This window comes from Streptomyces sp. SP17BM10, from assembly GCF_036322405.1.
Classification (GTDB): Bacteria; Actinomycetota; Actinomycetes; order Streptomycetales; family Streptomycetaceae; genus Kitasatospora.
On the sequence record NZ_JAQYXB010000595.1, the window covers coordinates 104,564 to 125,235 of the forward strand.

Annotated in this window: 11 protein-coding genes; 5 read left to right on the forward strand and 6 right to left on the reverse strand. The window is 73.9% G+C overall.

The window, feature by feature from the left end:
- Nucleotides 1-97: 97 nt before the first annotated feature.
- The 3 genes from PUR71_RS20730 to PUR71_RS20740 form a co-directional block, all read right to left on the reverse strand.
- Complete coding sequence (locus PUR71_RS20730; protein ID WP_329928545.1) at nucleotides 98-1,627, reverse strand: ArnT family glycosyltransferase; 1,530 nt, start codon at nucleotides 1,625-1,627, stop codon at nucleotides 98-100.
- A 121-nt stretch (nucleotides 1,628-1,748) separates the two neighbouring features.
- Entirely contained in the window at nucleotides 1,749-3,665 is a 1,917-nt protein-coding gene (gene dxs / locus PUR71_RS20735) for a 1-deoxy-D-xylulose-5-phosphate synthase (protein WP_329928546.1), read from the reverse strand.
- Between the two features lie 220 nt (nucleotides 3,666-3,885).
- The gene (locus PUR71_RS20740) at nucleotides 3,886-5,079 is read right to left on the reverse strand and encodes an ROK family transcriptional regulator (protein WP_329928547.1); all 1,194 of its coding nucleotides are present in this window, start codon (nucleotides 5,077-5,079) and stop codon (nucleotides 3,886-3,888) included.
- Nucleotides 5,080-5,432: 353 nt separating this feature from the next.
- Between PUR71_RS20740 and PUR71_RS20745 the strand changes: the two genes are divergently transcribed.
- A complete protein-coding gene (locus PUR71_RS20745) occupies nucleotides 5,433-7,214 on the forward strand; it encodes an outer membrane protein assembly factor BamB family protein (RefSeq protein ID WP_329928548.1) in 1,782 nt (593 codons plus the stop codon).
- Between the two features lie 180 nt (nucleotides 7,215-7,394).
- Nucleotides 7,395-9,983, forward strand: coding sequence for an aminopeptidase N (gene pepN / locus PUR71_RS20750; protein WP_329928549.1), 2,589 nt, complete (start codon nucleotides 7,395-7,397; stop codon nucleotides 9,981-9,983).
- An 86-nt stretch (nucleotides 9,984-10,069) separates the two neighbouring features.
- Here the strand turns inward: pepN and PUR71_RS20755 are convergent, their stop codons facing one another.
- On the reverse strand, nucleotides 10,070-10,297 hold the full coding sequence (locus tag PUR71_RS20755) for a hypothetical protein (RefSeq protein WP_329928550.1): 228 nt from the start codon (nucleotides 10,295-10,297) through the stop codon (nucleotides 10,070-10,072).
- 121 nt (nucleotides 10,298-10,418) lie between these two features.
- The gene (malQ, locus tag PUR71_RS20760) at nucleotides 10,419-12,500 is read right to left on the reverse strand and encodes a 4-alpha-glucanotransferase (protein WP_443077511.1); all 2,082 of its coding nucleotides are present in this window, start codon (nucleotides 12,498-12,500) and stop codon (nucleotides 10,419-10,421) included.
- A 319-nt stretch (nucleotides 12,501-12,819) separates the two neighbouring features.
- On the opposite strand from malQ, the gene PUR71_RS20765 reads away from it, so the two are divergent.
- A complete protein-coding gene (locus PUR71_RS20765) occupies nucleotides 12,820-16,821 on the forward strand; it encodes a beta-N-acetylglucosaminidase domain-containing protein (RefSeq protein WP_329928551.1) in 4,002 nt (1,333 codons plus the stop codon).
- Nucleotides 16,822-16,934: 113 nt separating this feature from the next.
- Here PUR71_RS20765 and PUR71_RS20770 read toward each other — a convergent pair whose 3' ends face one another.
- Nucleotides 16,935-17,579: an HNH endonuclease gene (locus tag PUR71_RS20770; RefSeq protein ID WP_329928552.1), complete on the reverse strand. Its 645-nt coding sequence runs from the start codon at nucleotides 17,577-17,579 to the stop codon at nucleotides 16,935-16,937.
- Nucleotides 17,580-18,036: 457 nt separating this feature from the next.
- On the opposite strand from PUR71_RS20770, the gene PUR71_RS20775 reads away from it, so the two are divergent.
- Both PUR71_RS20775 and PUR71_RS20780 read left to right on the forward strand, forming a co-directional pair.
- Nucleotides 18,037-19,215 (forward strand): mechanosensitive ion channel family protein, encoded by a 1,179-nt coding sequence (locus tag PUR71_RS20775; protein ID WP_443077501.1) that lies wholly within the window; start codon nucleotides 18,037-18,039, stop codon nucleotides 19,213-19,215.
- A 262-nt stretch (nucleotides 19,216-19,477) separates the two neighbouring features.
- Nucleotides 19,478-20,668, forward strand: coding sequence for an ROK family transcriptional regulator (locus tag PUR71_RS20780; protein ID WP_329928554.1), 1,191 nt, complete (start codon nucleotides 19,478-19,480; stop codon nucleotides 20,666-20,668).
- The last annotated feature ends 4 nt before the right edge of the window (nucleotides 20,669-20,672 follow it).

Here is a 20,672-nt window from a genome sequence, read left to right on the forward strand (position 1 = left end):
CCTGGACGGTCACCGGGGCTCCTTCGTGCGCTGTCCCGGCTTCTCGCGGCTCGCGCGGCTCGTCGGGGTGTGGGGGGTCCGGCCGTGGGGGGCGGCGTCAGTGCTTGAGGCGGTAGAAGACGGTGTCGCCGATGACGCCGATCATCTCGTAGTGGGTGTCCAGCAGGTTCTCGATCCGGGGGACCAGCACGGGCTGGTAGGGGGCGATGCCGGAGTCGTCCACGAAGACCTCGGGCAGGCCGTTGGCCAGCTCCTTGTCGAAGGTCTGCCAGGCGTTGGAGACGCTGAACTGCTCGCCGACGTTCTGACCGCCGTCCTTGCCGCCGCTGTAGTTGGTGAGGAAGCCGGCGGTCAGGTAGCGGGTGGCGGGCTTGCGGTCGGCCAGCCAGTACAGCTCGGGGTGCATGCCCCAGACCAGCACGGTGTCCTTGGGGGTGGTCTGGGCGGCCACCGCCGTGGCGACCTCGGTGGTGCGGCTGAGCCGCTCCCCGGGCCAGGCCAGGGCGAGGCCCCAGAAGACGGTGGAGGCGACCGTCGTGTACACCAGGACGGGCTTCCAGCGGACCGCCGAGGTGGCCACCGCACCGGTGCCCAGGAGCACCAGCGGCGGCATCAGCTGGAGGTAGTAGTGGCCGAAGAAGTGGAAGCCCACGCTGACCGCGACGACCGACGAGAGCAGCCACACCCACAGGTCGGCGGTGGAGCCGTGCTCCTCGCCGGCGACCGGCAGCGGCCGGTGGCGGTGCTTGAGCCACACGCGTCGGCCCACCGGCAGCAGGAAGCCGAGGCCCGCGGCGACCAGGATGGCCGAGTTGCCGAGCGCGCGGCCGGTCATCTGCAGCCAGGCGCCGCCGAAGGAGGCGTAGTCGCCGCTGCCGGTGACCACCCAGAAGAGGAAGCCCTTGGGCTTGGTCAGGATGACCGCGACCAGCGCTATCGGCAGCGCGAAGCCGAAGCCGATCTTGAACAGGGCGGGCGGCCAGCGCACCCCTCGGCGGCGGGCGTCCTGGAGGAGCATCCACAGCACCGGGAGCAGCACCGCGCCGCCGGTCTGCTTGGTCAGCGAGCAGAGCGCGACGGCGATGCCGGCGGCCAGCCAGCGGCGGCGCTCGGCGTAGCGGAAGGCGGCCACCATGGCGGGCAGCATGAAGACCTCGAACGTCGCCGCCTGGGTGTCCTCCGGGGAGAGCCCGATGGAGACCAGCAGGTAGAGCAGCCCGGCGCCGGCGCCGGCCCGGTTGCCCCAGCGGCCGCGGGCGATGGAGGCCAGCAGGATCGCGGTGACCAGGTGGGCGACCACCGCGAGGGTGCGCAGCGGCCACAGCGAGGCGGAGCCGAAGACGGCGAAGCAGGCCTGGTAGAGCCAGGGCAGCAGCGGCGGCTTGCGGTCGACCACGGTGTCGTACAGGACCCCGCCGTCGGCCAGCATCCGGGCCTGGGTGGCCAGGAAGCCCTCGTCGGGGCTCCACACCGGCCGGGCGAAGGAGGGGATGTGGGTGGCGAGCGCCACCAGTGCCAGCACCGGCACCAGCCTGGTCCAGTACCCGGTCGTGACGTGGGTACGGACGCGCTCGGGCAGGCGCTGGGCCAGCCGGGCGAGGCGGGGGTGGGTGGGGGTGGTCGGCACCTTCACAACCTACCGGGCGGGATCGGCGCGGGCAGCGCCGGTCCCGCCTTTCGGTGCGATTATCAGCTCGTCCGGTGACGAGCTGTTACAGAGTTGGGGCGAACGGCCCCTGCGGCGGGGCTCAGGCCTCGACGCGCGCCTCGGTGGCGGCCTTGTCCAGACCGGCCACCAGAGCGGTCACCTTGCGGGCGATGTCCGGGGCGTTGAGGCCGATCTCGGCCAGGATCTCGGCGCGGGTCGCGTGGTCCAGGAACTCCTGCGGGATGCCGAAGTCGCGCACCGGCAGGTCCACGTCGGCGTCGCGCAGCGCCTGCGCCACGGCGGCGCCGACGCCGCCCGCGCGGCCGTTGTCCTCGATCGTGACGACCGCGCGGTGCTCGGCGGCCAGGCCGGGCAGGGCCGGGTCGACCGGCTTGACCCAGCGCGGGTCCACCACGGTCGCGGTGATGCCCCGGGCGGCCAGCAGGTCGGCGACCTCCAGGCTGGTGCCGGCCATCGCGCCGACCGAGACGATCAGCACGTCGGCGCGGTGCGCCCCGGCGGACTCCTCCGCGGCGCGCAGCACGTCCATGCCGCCGACCCGGCCGACGGCGGCGACGGCCGGGCCGACCGTGCCCTTGGAGTAGCGCACGACCGTCGGCGCGTCCTTGACCTCGACGGCCTCGCGCAGCTGGGCGCGCAGCTGGTCGGCGTCGCGCGGGGCGGCCAGGCGCAGGGTCGGGACGACCTGGAGGATCGACATGTCCCACATGCCGTTGTGCGAGGCGCCGTCGTTGCCGGTGACCCCGGCCCGGTCGAGCACGAAGGTGACGCCCAGCTTGTGCAGGGCGACGTCCATCAGGACCTGGTCGAAGGCGCGGTTGAGGAAGGTCGCGTAGACGGCGACGACCGGGTGCAGGCCGCCGGTGGCGAGGCCTGCGGCGCTGGTGACGGCGTGCTGCTCGGCGATGCCGACGTCGAAGATCCGCGTCGGGAAGGCCTCCGCGAACGGGGCGAGGCCGACCGGGTGGAGCATGGCGGCGGTGATGCCGACCACGTCCTCGCGCTCGCGGCCGATCGCGACCATCTCCTCGGCGAAGACGGACGTCCAGTCCTTGCCCGCGCTCTTGATCGGCAGGCCGGTCTCCGGGTGGATCACGCCGACCGCGTGGAAGCGGTCCTCGTCGTTGTTCTCGGCGGCGTGGTAGCCGCGGCCCTTCTCGGTGAGGCAGTGGACGATCACCGGGCCGCCGAAGCCGCGCGCCTTGGTCAGCGCGGACTCCAGGGCGGTGAGGTCGTGGCCGTCGATGGGGCCGATGTACTTGAGGCCGAGGTCCTCGAACATGCCCTGCGGGGCGATGAAGTCCTTGAGGCCCTTCTTGGCGCCGTGCAGCGTCTCGAAGAGCTGCTGGCCGACCACCGGGGTGCGCTGGAGCGCGTCCTTGCCCCAGGAGAGGAAGCGCTCGTAGCCCTGGGTGGTGCGCAGCGTGGAGAGGTGGTTGGCCATGCCGCCGATGGTCGGCGAGTAGGAGCGCTCGTTGTCGTTGACGACGATGACGACCGGGCGGTCCTTGGCGTCGGCGATGTTGTTGATCGCCTCCCAGGCCATGCCGCCGGTGAGCGCGCCGTCGCCGATGACGGCGACGACCGGGTCATTGGTGCCCTTGAGCTGGTTGGCCTTGGCCAGGCCGTCGGCGTAGGAGAGCACGGTGGAGGCGTGGGAGTTCTCGATCACGTCGTGCTCGGACTCGGCGCGGGACGGGTAGCCGGACAGGCCGCCCTTCATCCGCAGCATCGAGAAGTCCTGGCGACCGGTGAGCAGCTTGTGGACGTAGCTCTGGTGGCCGGTGTCGAAGAGGATGCGGTCGCGCGGGGAGTCGAAGACCCGGTGCAGCGCGATGGTGAGCTCCACCACCCCGAGGTTGGGGCCGAGGTGGCCGCCCGTCTTGGAGACCTCCGTCACCAGGAAGGTCCGGATCTCCTGCGCCAGTGCGGCCAGCTGGCCGGGCGTGAGCCGGTCGAGATCGCGCGGTCCCCGAATGCGGGTCAGCAGGGCCACCCGTTCCTCCTCGTTCAGTGTTCGCGGACCGCGGCCGGTCCGACGGGCGTCGCTGCCCGGTGTGCCGGTGCGCCTCGACGGTCCGCTGCGACGGTCGTGGTCGGTGCCGACCGGTCGAGTCTAATGTCCGCCTGCCGGACACCGAGCGGCGCGCCCGGTGCCACCGGCCGGTCATGGACGATCCCCGAGGTGACGGGGGTCCGGGCGGGGCCCGGTCGCGTCAAGCCCGGTTGACGGAGGCGGCCGCGAGGGCGCCCGACTCCCCCATCTCGCTCATGACGAGCGCCAGCGCGCCCAGCACCTCCGCGCGGCCGCCCAGGGTGCCCGGCACCACGGACAGCTGGCGGGCGGCGCTGGGGATCGCGTAGCGGGCGACCGAGTCCCGGATCGGGGCCAGCACCAGCTCGCCGGCCTCGGCGAGGTCGCCGCCGAGGATCACCCGGCGCGGGTTGAGCAGGTTGCACAGGGTGGCGACGCCGGTGCCGATCTGCCGGCCGGCGTCGGCGATCACCCGGCGGCAGCCGAGGTCGCCCTGGTGGGCCAGCTCGACCACCCTGGGCAGGGTGAGGTCGGGGCCGAGGGTGGGGGAGAGCAGGGAGAGCAGGTAGCGGGAGCCGACGAAGGTCTCCAGGCAGCCGCGGTTGCCGCAGCGGCAGACCGGGCCGGCCTCGTCCAGCGTGATGTGCCCTATCTCACCGGCGGTGCCGCCCGGGCCGCGGTAGATCTGGCCGTTGACGACGAGGCCGGCGCCGACCCCGCTGGCGATCTTGATGTAGGCGAGGTCGCTCAGGCCGCGGCCGGCGCCCCAGACCAGCTCGCCGAGCGCGCCGAGGTTGGCGTCGTTGTCGACGCGCACCGGCATGCCGAGCCGCTCGGCCAGCTCGCGGCCGGGGGCGATGCCCGTCCAGCCGGGCAGGATCGCGGTGGAGCCGAGCGCGCCGGTCTCCACGTCGATCGGGCCGGGCACGCCGAGGCCGACGCCGATCACCTTGTCCGGGCGGAAGCCGGCCTGTGCCAGGAGCCGCTCGACCATGGCCTCGGCGCGGTCGAAGCCCTGGGCGGCCGAGACGTCGACGTCGATCGGGGCGCTCTCCTCGGCGAGCACCCGGTGCGCGAGGTTGCCGACCGCGACCCGCAGGTGGGTGTGGCCGAAATCGATGCCCACGACGATGCCGGCGTCGCCGCTGAGCGAGACGCTGCGAGCCCGGCGGCCGCCGGAGGAGGTGTCGGCGACGACGACCGTGCCGCTCTCCTTCAGTTCCCGCACGATGTTGGAGACGGTGGCCGCCGAGAGGCCGGTGCCGCGGGCGATCTCGGCCTGGGTCAGCGAGCCGGCCATCCGCACGGCCCGCAGCACGCGCTCCAGGTTCGCCCGGTGCAGCGATGACTGAGAGCCCGGTGTGTCCGTCGCCATGATCCACCATCCCAAGGGGGCGGGGACCCCTCCACCGGGCGTCCCCTTCAACTCCTGAAGCCTACGGCTCCGGGTGCGGGGCGGGGGTATTGGAGGCGGGATCGGGCGGCGGCGGAGTGACGGCGGGCTGGACGGGCGACGGGGGCGGGAGCGCGGACCGGGCGGCCGTCGGGGCCGTCAGGTCACGGGGGCATTGAGGTGGTGGGGGGATCCCGAGGGGGTCCCGGGGGGCTTTCGGGCTCCTGCCAGCAGCCGAAAACCGGTCACCACTACCATGGTGCCCAATCTCACGCGTCCCACCGGACCGCGGACGGTACCGGCAGAGGACGAATCCAGACATGACGGGGAATCAGATGGCAGGGGATCACCCTACGCCGGGGGCAGGCGAAACACCGGGCAGCGGCCCGCAGGAACACCGCGGCGTCTCGTTCGGGCGCCAGCCCGGCGTCGACCCGGCCGCCGTCGCCGACCAGATGACGCAGTTGGACGGCTCGGCGATCCCGGGACCGGCGGCGCCCGCGGGACCGCCGGCCCAGCCGCCGGCGCCGCCGGCCGCACCGCCGACCGGCCCGGCCTACGCGCCGACCGCCGCCGCCTTCCCCTCCCAGGCCCCGCCGCCGCCCCCGGCGGGCGCGCCGGTGGGCCCGTACGACCCGGTGCCCGGCGGCGGCTACCCGGCGCCCGACGCCGGGCAGACCTACGGCGGCGGTTACGGCTACCCGCAGGAGCAGCAGCAGAGCGGCTACGCCTACCCGACCGCGCCGGTGCCGGCCGTGCCCAAGCAGCGCAACCCCGTGATGGTCTGGGGCGGCATCATCGGCGGCGTGCTCGCGATCGCCATCGTCGCCGCGCTGATCGTGCTGCTCAAGCAGTCCGACAACCCGGACACCCCGGTCGCGAACACCGGCGGGACCACCAGCGGCACCTCCGGCAGCGGCGGCAGCAGCTCCGGGACCAGCGGCAACGGCGGCACGGGCGGCGGCGGTGCCAGCTACAACGTCGCCTGGTCCGTCCCCAAGGCCGCCGACTCGGACGGCGGCAACCAGATGCTCGGCATCTGGGCCACCGACAAGGTCACCGTGCGGGTGGACTCCAACGGCGTCCGCGCGTACAACCTGTCGGACGGCAAGCCCGCGTGGTCCATCCCGGTGCCGAACGGCGCCAAGGAGCTGTGCGCCGCGTCGAACAGCACCAACTCCAAGAACATCGGGGCCATCGCCTTCAACACCGGTGACAGCGACTGCTCCACCATGGGCGCCGTCGACCTCACCTCCGGCAAGATGCTCTGGAGCGTCAAGGTCTCCAACGACCGGATCTCCTCCCCGACGCTGAGCGTCACCGACAAGGTCGTCGTCATCGGCGGCCGCGTGGTCGGCGCGGTCAACATCGACAACGGCCTCACCCTCTGGTCGTGGAAGCCGCGCGACAGCAGCTGCACCGTGACCGGCCGCACGGCCGGTGCCCAGGTCGTGGTCAGCGACCGCTGCTACGAGAGCAGCCCCAAGTCCCAGCTGTACGTGGTGGACTCGGAGACCGGCACGCAGAAGAGCACGCCGCTCGCGCTCGCCGGCAGCATCGAGGCGGTCGACAAGGTCGTCTCCGCCGACCCGCTGGTGGTGCTCATGACCAACGGCACCAACGGCGACTACGTCCTGCCGTTCGACAAGAGCGACAAGCCGGGCAACCCGATGTCGGTCAAGGAGCCCGGCGCCGACAGCCTGCGCCTGACCGGCCTGAGCGACGCGATCAGGGCGAACGTCGTCAGCGGGAACATCCTGTACGTGCAGGCCAGCGGGAGCAAGGACGCCATCAACGCGTACGACCTGACCACCGGCAAGCGCCTGTGGTCGGCCGCCAACCCGACGGCCAACCAGGACATCCGCCTCGTCTCCGGGTACGACAAGGACGGCAAGGTCCGCGCCGTCCTGACCCAGGGCTACAAGAAGCCCGCGCGGCTCGTGACGCTCTCGCCGGCCGACGGCTCGATGACCGACCTCGGGACCCTGGCCATGCCGGACGGCTTGGACATCGGCGCCGGCCTGAACGAGTACAAGATGGCGCAGGACGCCAGCGAGGTCATCACCTTCTCGCGGTACGGCTCGGACTCGCCGATCACCAAGTGGGCGAAGAAGTAGGGATGACGGACTGACGTCCGTCCCGGCGAGGGGCGGGTCGGGGCTGCGGCCCCGGCCCGCCCCTCTTCCGTCGTCTCCCCGCCGTTGCCGGGCCGGGCCGTCCGCCTGCGATTATTCGGCGGCCCCGCGCGTTGCCCGTGGGAAGATGCGCAACACCAGCCCGACGAAGGAGTTCACCGAGTGCCCGGCACCAACCTGACCCGTGAGGAAGCCCGCACCCGGGCCGACCTCCTGCACGTGGACGCGTACGACATCGAGCTCGACCTCGGCACCGCCCGCGAGGGCGGGACCTTCCGGTCCACCACCGTCGTCCGGTTCACCGCCACGACCCCCGGCGCGGACACGTTCATCGACCTCGTCGCCCCCGGCGTCGAGGAGATCACCCTCAACGGCACCGCGCTCGACCCCGCGAGTTTCGCCGACAGCCGCATCCCGCTGCCGGGCCTCGCGGCCGAGAACGAGCTGCGCGTCGTCGCCAACTGCGCCTACACCAACACCGGCGAGGGCCTGCACCGCTTCGTCGACCCGGTCGACGGCGAGACCTACCTCTACACCCAGTTCGAGGTGCCGGACGCCCGCCGCGTCTTCGCCACCTTCGAGCAGCCCGACCTGAAGGCCTCGTTCACCTTCACCGTCACCGCCCCCAAGGGCTGGGTCGTCGTCTCCAACTCCCCGACGCCGCAGCCGACCGGTGACGGCGACACCCAGGTGTGGGCGTTCGAGCCGACCGGTCGCATGTCGACCTACATCACCGCGCTGATCGCCGGCCCCTACGTCGGCGTCTTCGACACCTACGAGAACGGCGACCAGAAGGTGTCGCTCGGCGTCTACTGCCGGCCCTCGCTGCGCGAATTCCTCGACGCCGACGCCGTGTTCGAGGTGACCAAGCAGGGATTCGACTACTTCCAGGAGAAGTTCGACTACCCCTACCCGTTCCCCAAGTACGACCAGCTGTTCGTCCCGGAGTTCAACGCCGGCGCGATGGAGAACGCGGGCGCCGTCACCCTGCGCGACCAGTACGTGTTCCGCTCCAAGGTCACCGACGCCGCCTACGAGGCCCGCGCCGCGACGATCCTGCACGAGCTCGCCCACATGTGGTTCGGCGACCTCGTCACCATGGAGTGGTGGAACGACCTCTGGCTGAACGAGTCCTTCGCCACCTTCGCCGAGGCCGTCTGCCAGGCCGAGGCGCCCGGCTCCCGGTGGCCGCACTCCTGGACCACCTTCGCCAACCAGATGAAGACCTGGGCGTACCGGCAGGACCAGCTGCCGTCCACCCACCCCATCATGGCCGACATCAACGACCTGGAGGACGTCCAGGTCAACTTCGACGGCATCACGTACGCCAAGGGCGCCTCGGTGCTCAAGCAGCTCGTCGCGTACGTCGGCCAGGACGCCTTCTTCCAGGGCGTGCAGGCCTACTTCAAGCGCCACGCCTGGGGCAACACCCGCCTCGGCGACCTGCTCGGCGCGCTGGAGGAGGCCAGCGGACGCGACCTCAAGGCGTGGTCCAAGGCCTGGCTGGAGACCGCCGGCATCAACGTGCTGCACCCCTCGATCGTCCTCAACACCGACGGTGAGATCGAGTCCTTCACCGTGCTCCAGGAGGCCCCGGCCCTCCCCGCCGGCGCCAAGGGCGACGCCGTGCTGCGCCCGCACCGCATCGCCATCGGCCTGTACGAACTCGCCGACGGCGACACGCTGGTGCGCACCGACCGGATCGAGCTGGACGTCGACGGGCCGCGCACCGAGGTGCCGCAGCTCGTCGGACGGCACCGGCCGGCCGTCGTCCTGCTCAACGACGACGACCTCTCCTACGCCAAGATCCGGCTCGACGAGGACTCCCTCGCCGTCGTCACCGAACACCTCGGTGCCTTCACCGAGTCGCTGCCGCGCGCCCTGTGCTGGGCCTCGGCCTGGGACATGACCCGCGACGGCGAACTCGCCGCCCGCGACTACCTCTCGCTCGCGCTCTCCGGCATCGGGCGCGAGAGCGACATCGGCGTCGTCCAGTCCGTGCAGCGGCAGGTCAAGCTCGCCCTCGACGCCTACGCCGACCCGGCCTGGCGCGAGGAGGGCCTCGGCCGCTGGGCCGCCGCCGCCGAGGAGCACCTGCGGGCCGCCGAGGCCGGCAGCGACCACCAGCTGGCCTGGGCCCGCACCCTCGCCTCCGTCGCCCGCACCGACGCCCAGCTCGACCTGCTCGCCGGACTGCTCGCCGGGACCACCGAGATCAAGGGCCTGGCCGTCGACACCGAGCTGCGCTGGACCCTGCTGGTCCGGCTCTCGGCCACCGGCCGCGCCGACGAGGCGGCCGTCGCCGCCGAGCTCGAGCGCGACAACACCGCGGCCGGCCAGGAGCACGCCGCCACCTGCCGCGCGGCCCGGCCCACCGCCGAGGCCAAGGCGCAGGCGTGGGCGGCGGTCGTCGAGTCCGACACGCTCACCAACTACGTGCAGGAGGCCACCATCGCCGGCTTCCAGCAGGCCGACCAGCGGGAGCTGCTCGAACCGTACGCGGCGAAGTACTTCGACGCCGTCAAGGGCGTCTGGGAGACCCGCAGCCACGAGATCTCGCAGCAGATCATCGGCGGGCTCTACCCGGCGTTGCAGGTGTCGCAGGCGACGGTCGACGCGACCGACGCGTGGCTGACCGCGGCCGAGCCGGCGCCGGCGCTGCGGCGCCAGGTCGTCGAGGCCAAGGCCGGCGTCGAGCGGGCGCTGCGGGCGCAGGCCGCCGACCGGGCGGCCGGGGCGCACCGGTCCTGACGACGCGAAGGGGCGCCGGACTCGGTCCGGCGCCCCTTCGGCGTTGTGGTGCGGGTCTCACGGGTGGACGGCCGCGGGGCCGTCGGCTACTTCTTCTTGCCCTTGCCGTACGGCAGGCCCGCGAGGGCGGCGATGATCACGAAGGCCGCGATCGGGACCAGTACGTACAGGCCGATGGTCTGGCCGACGCTGAGGCCGGAACCCGGGTCGTCGCCGTCGTCCCGGGTGAAGGCCATGGCGGGCGACGACAGCAGCATCATCAGCGTGACCGTTGCGGAGACCGCGCCGGCTCGCAAAGCGTTCCTCTTGTCCACGTTTTCCAACTTACCCGGGGCTTATGGGGTGGCGCGCGTCGGGGTGGGCCTGACGGGATGGGGGGGACGTGCGGGGTGCCCTCCGGGCGGGGGGACGGGCAGGGGCGGGTGGGGCGGGGGCTCAGGGGCGGGGGTGTGGGGGGCGGGCCAGGAGGTGGGAGAGGAAGGGGGCGGCGGGGGCGGTGGCGAGGGTTTCCAGGGTCACCGGGTGGCCGGCGCCGTCGGCGATCGGGAGGCGCCAGTTCGGGTACTGGTCCCAGGTGCCGGGGAGGTTCTGCGGGCGCGGGTCGCCGACCAGGTCCGGCAGCCACACACCCACCAGCCCGGCCCCGGTCGCGCCCAGGAAGCGGTACAGCACCGGCATCGACAGCGGCTCCCCCGGCGCCAGCAGCCCCAGGCGGGTCAGCGCCGCCCGCCACTCGGCCAGCTCCGCCTGCGCCTGCGCCTGCTCGTCCCCGAGCGGCCGGGCCAGCAGCCCGAGCCGGTGGCGCAGCTCGACGTGCTCGCCGGAGAGCCGGGCCGCCGTGCTGGGCAGGTCGTGGGTGGTGAGGGTCGCCAGGCAGTCGCGGCGCCAGCGGTCCGGTGGCAGGACCTCCCCGCCGGCCGCCCAGTCCCGTTCGAACCACAGGACGGACGTCCCGAGGATCCCGCGCGAGGCCAGTTCCTCGCGGACGCCCGGCTCGACCGTGCCGAGGTCCTCGCCGATCACCGCAGTCCCGGCGCGGTGCGCCTCCAGGGCGAGCACGCCGAGCATCGCCTCGGCGTCGTAGCGGACGTACGCGCCCTCCGTCGGCGCGTGCCCCTCCGGCACCCACCACAGCCGGAACAGCCCCATCACGTGGTCGATCCGCACCGCGCCCGCGTGCCGGGCGGCGGCCCGCAGGAGTTCCGCGTACGGGGCGTAGCCGGCGGCGGCGAGGGCGTCGGGGCGCCAGGGCGGCAGGCCCCAGTCCTGGCCGTGGGCGTTGAACGCGTCCGGCGGGGCGCCGACCGAGATGCCGCCGGCCAGCACGTCCTGTAGCGCCCAGGCGTCGGCGCCGTCCGGGTGGACGCCGACCGCGAGGTCGTGGATCAGGCCGACCGGCATGCCGGCGCCGTCGGCGGCGGCCTGGGCGGCGGCGAGCTGCTGGTCGACCTGCCAGGCGAGCCAGCGGTGGAACTCGACCCGGTCGGCGAAGCCCTTGCGGGCCCGCTCGATCCCGGAGCCGTCCGGGTGGCGCAGCCCCTCGGGCCACGTGTGCCAGTCCGGGCCGTGCTCCTCGGCGATCGCGTTCCACAGCGCGTACCGCTCCAGCCACTCACCCTCGCGGCGCAGGTAGGCCCGGTAGGCGGCGTCGCGGCCGGCGCCGCGCGGCACCTCGTGCAGCGCTTCCAGGGCCTCGCGCTTGAGCGCCCAGACGGCGTCCCGGTCGATCAGGCCGTCGTGCACCAGCACCTCGGCGCGGAGCCGGGCGGCCCGGCGGCCGAGTTCCTCGGCCTCGGCGCGCTGGTCGCCGACCAGGTAGGCGTACTCGGGGACGGCTTCGACGCGCAGGTGGACGGGGTCGGCGAAGCGGCGGGAGGAGGGGCGGTAGGGGGAGGGGTCGGAGGGGGCGCCGGGAAGGCCGGCGTGGAGGGGGTTGATCTGGACGAAGCCCGCGCCGAGGTCGGCGCCGGCCCACTGGGCGAGGTCGGCGAGGTCGCCGAGGTCGCCCATGCCCCAGGAGCGGTCGGACAGGAGGGAGTACAGCTGGGCGAGGAAGCCCCAGCTGCGGGTGGGGAGTTCGGGGAGTTTGTCGGGGGCGACGACGAGGGCCGCGCGCGCCGAGCGGCCGGCGCACTCGGCGTTGAGGACGTGTCGACCGAGGGGCAGGTCGGCCGGGAGCCAGTGGGAGTGGCCGCGGGGCAGTTCCCAGACGCCGCCGTCCTCCAGATCGATGTGGAGGCGGGCGTCGGCGGGGACGTCGAGCGCGGTGCGGCGGCCCCGGCGGACGACGACGCAGGGCGGGAGCAACCTGGCCTGCTGCTCCGCCCGGTGACGTTCCAGCGCCGCCCGCACCTCCTCCGGCGTCCCGGCCTCGACCCCGAGCGCCCGCAGCACCGCCACCAGCGTCCGCGCGCCGACCGGCACGCCGCCGGGGCCCGGGTCCTTCGGGTCGACCCCGTGCGCCTGTGCCAGCGCCACCAGTTCGGGCGGCGGGGCCGGGGCGTCCTGCGCCGGCACCTTGAGCCCGTCGGCTCCGTCACGGTCGAGATAAGCGGCCACTCGCGGCTCCTGCGATGTCTCGGCAACGCCAGTTCAGGACGACACAGTCCTACCCGCGTGACGGCCCGATGACGCTGCGCGACACGGGCGCGAGCGGTCGACCGGCCGTCAGGAGGACCGCCGGCTCCGGGCCGTTCCGCTGATGACGGGGTGGCGGGGGCAGGGCCGCGAGGTGATCAATTGGGCAAAGTGGACATACCTGACGACGGCGTTGACACCGGGTTGGGTAGCTGGTGGGGTTGCGGCGATGTGGTCCAGGTCTGGCGAGGAGGCTCCTGTGCAAGCCCGAGTTTCCGTTGCGGCCGGACGACGGCTGCGGCAGCAGCTGGAGCAGAGCTCCGCGCTGCGCGAGGTCCTCCACCACCCCACGGCGCTGGCGGCCCGGCGGGCCACCGCCCGGACGTGCCGTCAGCTGGCCCCGAAGACGGCGGACCGGCTGATCGCCGACCTCAAGGGGACGGAGCCGCTGCTCGCGTCCGTCCGGGCCGAGCGGGCGGCCGGGGGCCGCGCGCCGGGGCGGCGGGCCCTGCAGATCGCGGCGGGGGTCGCCGCGGCGGCGGTGTTCGGCGGACTGCTCGCGGGGCCGGTGCCGATGGCGGCGGCGTACGCGGGGGCACCGGTGCCGGACGTGGTGAGCACCGCGCCGCAGACGCCGCTGGGGAGCGTGACGGACCCGCAGGTGTTCCCGCGGCCGCAGGAGCGGACGGTGGCCGGGAAGCCGGTCGTGGTGCCGGCCGCGGTGACGCTGGTGACGGCGCCGAAGGCGGACCACGGCGCGGTGGACGCGGTGCACGAGGTGCTCGGGATCGCCGGCGCGACGGACTTCACCACCGTGTCCGACGTCGCCGCCCCGCCGGCCGCGGGCTCGCTCGTCGTGTACGTCGGCGGGCCGGCCGAGGGCGCGGGCGGCGCGGTGGACCGGGCGCTGCGCGACCTGGCCGCCGCGGGCGGGACGAAGGACGGCGCCGCGCCGTCGCTGATCGGGATGCCGATCGGCGGCTACGTGCTGATGGCCGGTCAGCTGCCGGCGCAGGGCGGCGGGACGTACGGCGCGGTGGTGCTGGCTGGCGCGGACTCGGCGGGCACCTTCTACGCGGCGCAGAGCCTGCGGCAGATACTGGCGGCGGTGCCGGCCGGGCAGGGGCAGAACCAGGCGCCCGGCGCCTCGGGGCTCGGCCTGCCGGGGATCACGCTGCGCGACTGGCCGTCCGGGGCGCCGGTGCGCGGCACCGCGGAGGCGTTCTACGGCACGCCGTGGACGGCGCAGCAGCGGCTGGACCAGGTGGAGTTCCTGGGCCGCTCCAAGCAGAACTTCTACCTCTACGCGCCCGGCGACGACCCGTACCGGCTGTCCCGCTGGCGCGACGCGTACCCGGCGGACAAGACTGCCGAGCTGCGCGAACTGGGCGGCCGGGCGGCCGCCAACCACGTGACGCTCGGCTACGCCGTCGATCCGGGCCAGTCGTTCTGCTTCAGCTCGGGCAAGGACGTGGACGCGCTGGTGGCGAAGCTGGACGGGCTGCGCGCCCTCGGCTTCTCGGCGTTCCAGCTGCAGTTCCTGGACGTCAGCTACGACGAGTGGCACTGCTCCGACGACCGTTCGACGTACGGCACCGGGCCGGCCGCCGCGGCCAAGGCGCAGGCCGCGCTGGCGGCGAAGGTGCAGGACCGCCTGATCTCGAAGAACCCGGGCCTGGCGCCGCTGTCGATCGTGCCCACCGAGTACCACCAGTCGGGTTCGACGCCCTACCGCAAGGCGCTCGCGGACGCGCTGCCGGCCGGGGTGCAGGTGGCGTGGAGCGGGGTCGGGGTGATCCCGGAGAAGATCACCGGCGCTCAGACCTCGGACACCGCGGGCCTGTACGGGCACCCGCTGGTCACCATGGACAACTACCCGGTCAACGACGCATCCCCGGACCGGCTCTACCTCGGCGCCTACACCGGGCGCGACGCGGAGGTGGCCAGCCGGTCGGCGGTGATGCTGACCGGGGCGATGCAGCAGCCGGTGGCCTCCCGGATAGCCCTGTCGACGGCCGGCGACTTCGCCTGGAACCCGGCCGCGTACAAGCCGGACGAGTCCTGGCAGGCCGCGCTGCGCACGATGGCCGGGCCGACCGGCGCCTCCGCGACCCCGGCCGGGTCGGCGCTGGCGGCGGTCACCGCGCTGGCCGGCAACAGCTCGTCCTCGCCGCTGTCCAAGCAGGAGTCGGGCTACCTGACGCCGCTGATGGACACGTTCTGGGCGACCGCCGAGCCCACCTCGGGCGCGGCCCCCGACGTCGCCAGGCTGATAGAGGCCGCCGGCCCGCTGCGGGAGGCGTTCGGCGCGATGGCCTCGGCCCAGGAGACGCTGGCCGGCACCCAGGCGACGTCGGCGCTGGCCGCCGAGGCCGGGCCGTGGCTGACGCCGCTGCACGACTACGGGCTGGCCGGGCAGGCCGCGCTCGACATGCTGCTGGCGCAGCACGGCGGTGACGGCGCCGCCGCCTGGAAGGCCCGGGTGGAGCTCAACCGGCTGCGCGAGCAGCTGGCGCAGAGCCCGGCGACGATCGGCGCGGGTGTGCTCGCCCCGTTCCTGGAACACGCGCTGCGGGCCGCCGACAACTGGGCGGGCGTGGTCAGCGGGGGCATCAGCCCGACGACGACGATGGGCTCCGCGCACGACCACCTGCCGGCGCTGATGACCGACGGCCAGGCCGGCACCTTCTACTGGAGCTCCGCTCCCCCGCAGCCCGGCGACGCGGTCGGCGTGGACCTCGGCTCCGGGCGCCCGGTCAGCGGCGTCACCGTCCTGATGGGCGGCTGGGGCGACGGGCCGGACGCGCAGAGCGCGGTGGACGACTACATCCGCGACGGCGTCCTGGAGTACTCGACCGGCGAGGGCGGCTGGAAGCAGCTGGCCGTGGTGAAGAACCAGAAGACGGTCAGTGCCCAGGTGCCCGCGGGCACGGTGGTGCGGGCGGTGCGCCTGCGCGCCACCTCCGCCCAGAAGACCGCGGTGGCGGTGCGCGAGTTCACCGTGACCGCGCCGGACGAGGCCCCGACGAGCGTCTCCGGCGGCCCGGCCGCGCTGCCCGGTTCCTCGCCGGCCGCGGTGCTGGACGGCAACCCGGACACCGCCTACCGGGCGGCCAGCGCGCCGACCGCGCAGGACGAGCCCCTGACCGTCGAGCTGGGCTCGGCCCGGCCGGTGGACCGGCTCACCGTGCTGACCGACCCCGGTGTGAAGGCCACCGCGACCGTGGCGCTGCGGCGCCCGGACGGCACCTGGTTCGACATAGGGACGATCAACCCGGGCTACAACGAGCTGCCGGCCGGCGGCCAGCCCGCCGACGCGTTCCGCCTGACCTGGAAGCCGGGCGGCGACCCGCCGGTCGTCAACCAGGTGATCCCCTGGTACGCGGACGCCCCCGCGGCCCGGCTCACGCTGGCCGACCCGTCCCTGGACGTCGTGACCGGCGCGGCCGCGCCGACCCAGACCCAGGCGACGGTCACGGCCGGCCGCCCCGAGGGCACCACCGGCAGCCTGCAGGCCGACGTGCCGGCGGCCGCGAAGGGCCTGACGGTGGCGCCGGCGGCCGGGGTGACGGTGCCGCGCGGCGGGAAGGTCGGGGTGCCGCTGCTGGTGAGCGCCGCGGCCGGGACGCCGTCCGGGACGTACCAGGTGCCGGTGCAGTACGTGGCCGGCTCGACCGTCGTCAAGCAGGTGCTCCAGGTGCACGTGGTGCCGCCGACCGGCGGGGCCGACCTCGCGGCGGGCGCCAAGGCCACCTCCTCCGGCGACGAGACGCCGAACTTCCCGGCCTCGAACGTGGCCGACCGCGACCCGAAGACCCGCTGGTCCTCGCCCGCGCAGGACGACGCCTGGGTGCAGCTGGAGCTGCCGCAGGCCGTCCGGCTCGGTGCGGCGGTGCTGCACTGGCAGGCCGCGTACGCCGCGTCGTACAAGATCCAGACCTCGGCGGACGGGGTCACCTGGACGACCGCGGCGAGCGTGGACAACGGCAAGGGCGGCGACGAGACCGTGCGCTTCGACGCCGCGAACGCCAAGTTCCTGCGGGTGCAGGGCGTCACCCGGGCCACCAAGTACGGCTACTCGCTGTGGGGGATCGAGCTGTACGCGGTGACGCCGCCCGCGCAGCCGCAGCCTCCGGCGACTCCCCCGGCCCAGCCGGGGACCCCTGGCACCCCCGGGGGCGCGCCCGCGCAGCAGCAGCCGGGCCAGCCGGCCACGGGCACCGGTCAGCAGCCGGCGGCGGGGACCGCGCCCAAGCAGTAGCCGCCCGCCCGGCGGCCGTACACACGGCGGGCCGCCGTGCTCCCCGGTGGGGTGCGCGGCGGCCCATGAGGCGTACCGAGATGTGACGGGGCAGGCCCTTGTGGAGCTCTGGTTCAGGCGGAGAGCGGTTCCGGCTGCTCGCCGCGGCGGACGGGGGCGGCGTGGGCGCCGTGCGCCCGGCCGATCGGGACCGAGTGGTTGGGCTCGGTATGGTCGTGGTGCTCGTACTCGCCCCACTGCGGGGCGCGCAGCTGGTCGCCGCCGCCGTACGGCTCCAGGTAGGGGCGCCAGCGGGGGTCCTTGATGCCGGTGCCGATGATCCGCCAGGCGAGGCCGGAGGGCGGGGCCGGCGGGCGCTTCATGCGCCAGCCGAGTTCGGTGAGGTGGCGGTCGGCCTTGGTGTGGTTGCAGCGGCGGCAGGCCGCCACGACGTTGTCCCACCGGTGCTGGCCGCCCCGGCTGCGCGGGACGACGTGGTCGACGCTGGTGGCGGCGGCCCCGCAGTAGACGCAGCGGCCGTGGTCGCGGGCGAACAGCGCCCGGCGGGTGAGCGGGACGGGCCCGCAGAACGGGACCCGGACGAAGCGGGTCAGGCGGACGACGGACGGCGCCGGAAGGGCGCTGGTGGCGCTGTGCAGGGTGACTCCGGTGTCCTCCAGGCTGACCGCCTTGTGGTTGAGGACCAGGATGAGTGCGCGGCGCATCGATACGACGCCGAGTGGCTCGTAGGACGCGTTGAGGACCAGGACATGCGGCACGGATGCCTCCTTGGACGCCTGCGGCGCGTGGCTCGCGCCGGGACGAGCGGTTGGATCACCCAACGGGTGAGTGATCTCCCCCAGTGTCGCCTTACGCCTTCGTACGGCGCCACCACTCCTGTGTAACGGACCTGACGTGATCTCCGGGTGTGGTTTCCGTCATACCCGATATGCCCGGCGGAGGGTCGGGTTGCACCCGGGCCCCCGGTAGCGGCCCCTCCGCTTCTCCCCCGGGGGCCGGCTCGGCCGGTCAGACCAGCGGTGGGGCCCTGTGCGGGCGGCGCCCCGGCGGTGAGGAGGCGGTGCCCGGGCGGGTGCGCGCGGGAGCGCACCGGGGCGTTGACGGGGCGTCCGGGGCGGTCCGCGCGCCGTTCGGCGGGTCCGGTCGGGTCTTCGGTGCCCGCTAGGCTTGGGCGACGGTCCGCGGGTCGGGCTCGCTGCGGCACGGGACCGGGTGATGCCCCCTGCAAGGAAGGTCCCGCTCGTGTTCCGCTCCGGCGCCATCGGCCTCGCCGACGCGTCCTCCTACCCGACGACGCCGTCCTCCAGCCCGACCGGGCCGCAGCTGCCGCAACTGGACCTGCGGATCCCGACGAGCACGCAGGAGGTCTCCGACACCACCAAGCAGGCCGCCAGCTGGTTCGACACCCACTGGCAGTCCTGGCTCGCCTCCGGGGTGCGGATCGTCTTCATCATCGTCCTGGCACTGATACTGCGGGCGGTGGTGCGCAAGCTCATCACGCAACTGATAACCCGGATGGCACGCGCCCACGAGAGCCACGAGGAACAGGGCCGGATCGGCGGGCTGCTCGCCAACACCGGGGTCGTCAACCCGGAGCGGCGCCAGCAGCGCTCGGAGGCGATCGGCTCGGTGCTGCGCAGCGTCGCGTCGTTCAGCATCCTCGGCACGGCGGCGCTCATGGTGCTCTCCGCGCTCGGGGTGAACCTCGCGCCGCTGCTGGCGAGCGCCGGTGTGGCCGGTGTGGCGATCGGCTTCGGCGCCCGCAACCTGGTCACGGACTTCCTCTCCGGCGTATTCATGATCATGGAGGACCAGTACGGTGTCGGCGACGAGATCGACACCGGGGTGGCGGCCGGCACGGTGCTGGAGGTCGGCCTGCGGGTGACCAAGCTGCGCGGCGCGAACGGCGAGATCTGGTACATCCGCAACGGCGAGGTGAAGCGGATCGCCAACATGAGCCAGGGCTGGTCCACGGCCACCGTGGACGTCCAGGTCGGGTACAAGGAGGACCTGCTCCGGGCCGAGGACCTGATCCAGGAGACGACCGAGGCGATGTCCAAGGAGGCTCCGTACGACGAGCTGATCTGGGCGCCGGTGTCGGTGCTGGGCGTGGAGTCGGTCGCGGCCGACTCGGTCGTGGTGCGGATCGAGGCCAGGACGGCGCCGGGCAAGGCGGCGACGGTGGCCCGGGCGATGCGCCAGCGGCTGAAGACGGCCTTCGACCACGCCGGGATCAAGGTCAAGGAGGAGGCGGCCGCCACGGGCGTCGCGATCGCCGCGGCGCCGGACCCGTCTCCGCCGTCCTCGCTGGCCGACCCGACCTCGGCGCGCTACAAGGCGACCGAGCCGATACCGGCACCGAAGCCGCCGATGGACGACCTCGCGAAGCCGTAGCGCCCTTCGCGGCACCCCGGAGAAGACGACACGGGCCCCGTTCCCACGGACGTGGGGGCGGGGCTTCGTGCTGCCCGGTAACGCTTCGGCAACCACCGCTCCGCGGGCCATTGACACTCCGCTGACGCTGACCGTACGGTCCTTTCCAAGCGACTGGAAAGTTTCCTAACAGTTCACTCCGGACATCCCCGACCTCCCGGGGCACCCCTCGGGAGTTCCCCCCGGTGTTCCCCCGACCTGCCGGAAGAGGAGGATTCTGCGCGTGACCAAGACCACCGCCAAGGCCCCCCTCGCCGGCACCCCCAGCCTGCTGCGCGCCATCAACGACCGTGCCGCCCTCGAACTGCTGCTGGAGAACGGACCGCTCTCCCGCACCCAGATCGGCACGCTCACCGGGCTGTCCAAGCCCACCGCCTCCCAGCTGCTGGCCCGGCTGGAGGCGGCCGGGCTGGTCCTGCCGGTCGGCACCACGGCGGGCGGGCCCGGGCCCAACGCGCAGCTGTACCAGGTGAATCCGGCCGCCGGCCACGTCGCCGGGGTGGACGTGACGGCCACCGGGATCCGGGTCGCCGTCGCCGACATCACCGGCGGCACGCTCGCCGAGCACGTCGTGCCGGTGAAGGGCGCCCCGGCCGCCGGAACCGTCCCCCGGGTCGCCGCGGCGGTGGCGGACACGGTGCGGGCGGCCGGGCTCGACGACGGCGCGCTGCACACCGTCGTGATCGGCGTCAGCGGTGCGCCCGATCCCGTCACCGGCAAGCTGCGCTACGCCTCCCACCTGGCCGGCTGGCACTCGCCGACGCTCGTCGAGGAGCTGACCGAGGAGATCGGCGCGCCCGTGTCGATCGAGAACGACGTCAACCTCGCCGCCGTCGCCGAACAGGCATCCGGCGCGGCGCGGGGCTCCGAGGACTTCGTCCTGCTGTGGGCCGGTGCCGGCATCGGGGCCGCGATCGTGATCGCCGGGCGGCTGCACCGCGGCTTCACCGGCGGCGCCGGGGAGGTCGGCTACATGCCGGTGCCCGGCTCACCGGTCGTGCGGGACGTGCGCCGCCGCAACTTCGGCGGGTTCCAGGACCTGGTCGGCGCCGCCGCCGTCCGGGCTCTGGCCCGCGAGCACGGACTCGGCGCGCCCACCGCCGAGGAGACCATCGCCAAGGCCCTGGCCACCCCGGGCGCCGGCGAGGAGTTCCTGCGCGAACTGGCCGGCCGGATCGCCGTCGGGCTGGCCGTGATCGTCGCCGTCGTCGACCCCGAGCTGGTGGTCCTCTCCGGCGGGGTGCCGAGCGCGGGCGGCGAACGGCTGCGCGCGCTCGTCCAGGAGGAACTCGCCCGGCTCTCGATCGCCCGGCCGGAGGTGCGCAGCAGCGCACTGTCCGGTTCGCCCGTCCTGCTCGGCGCGCTCCAGCGCGCCCTGGCGACCGCCCGCGAGGCGGTCTTCTCCACCCACTGAGCCC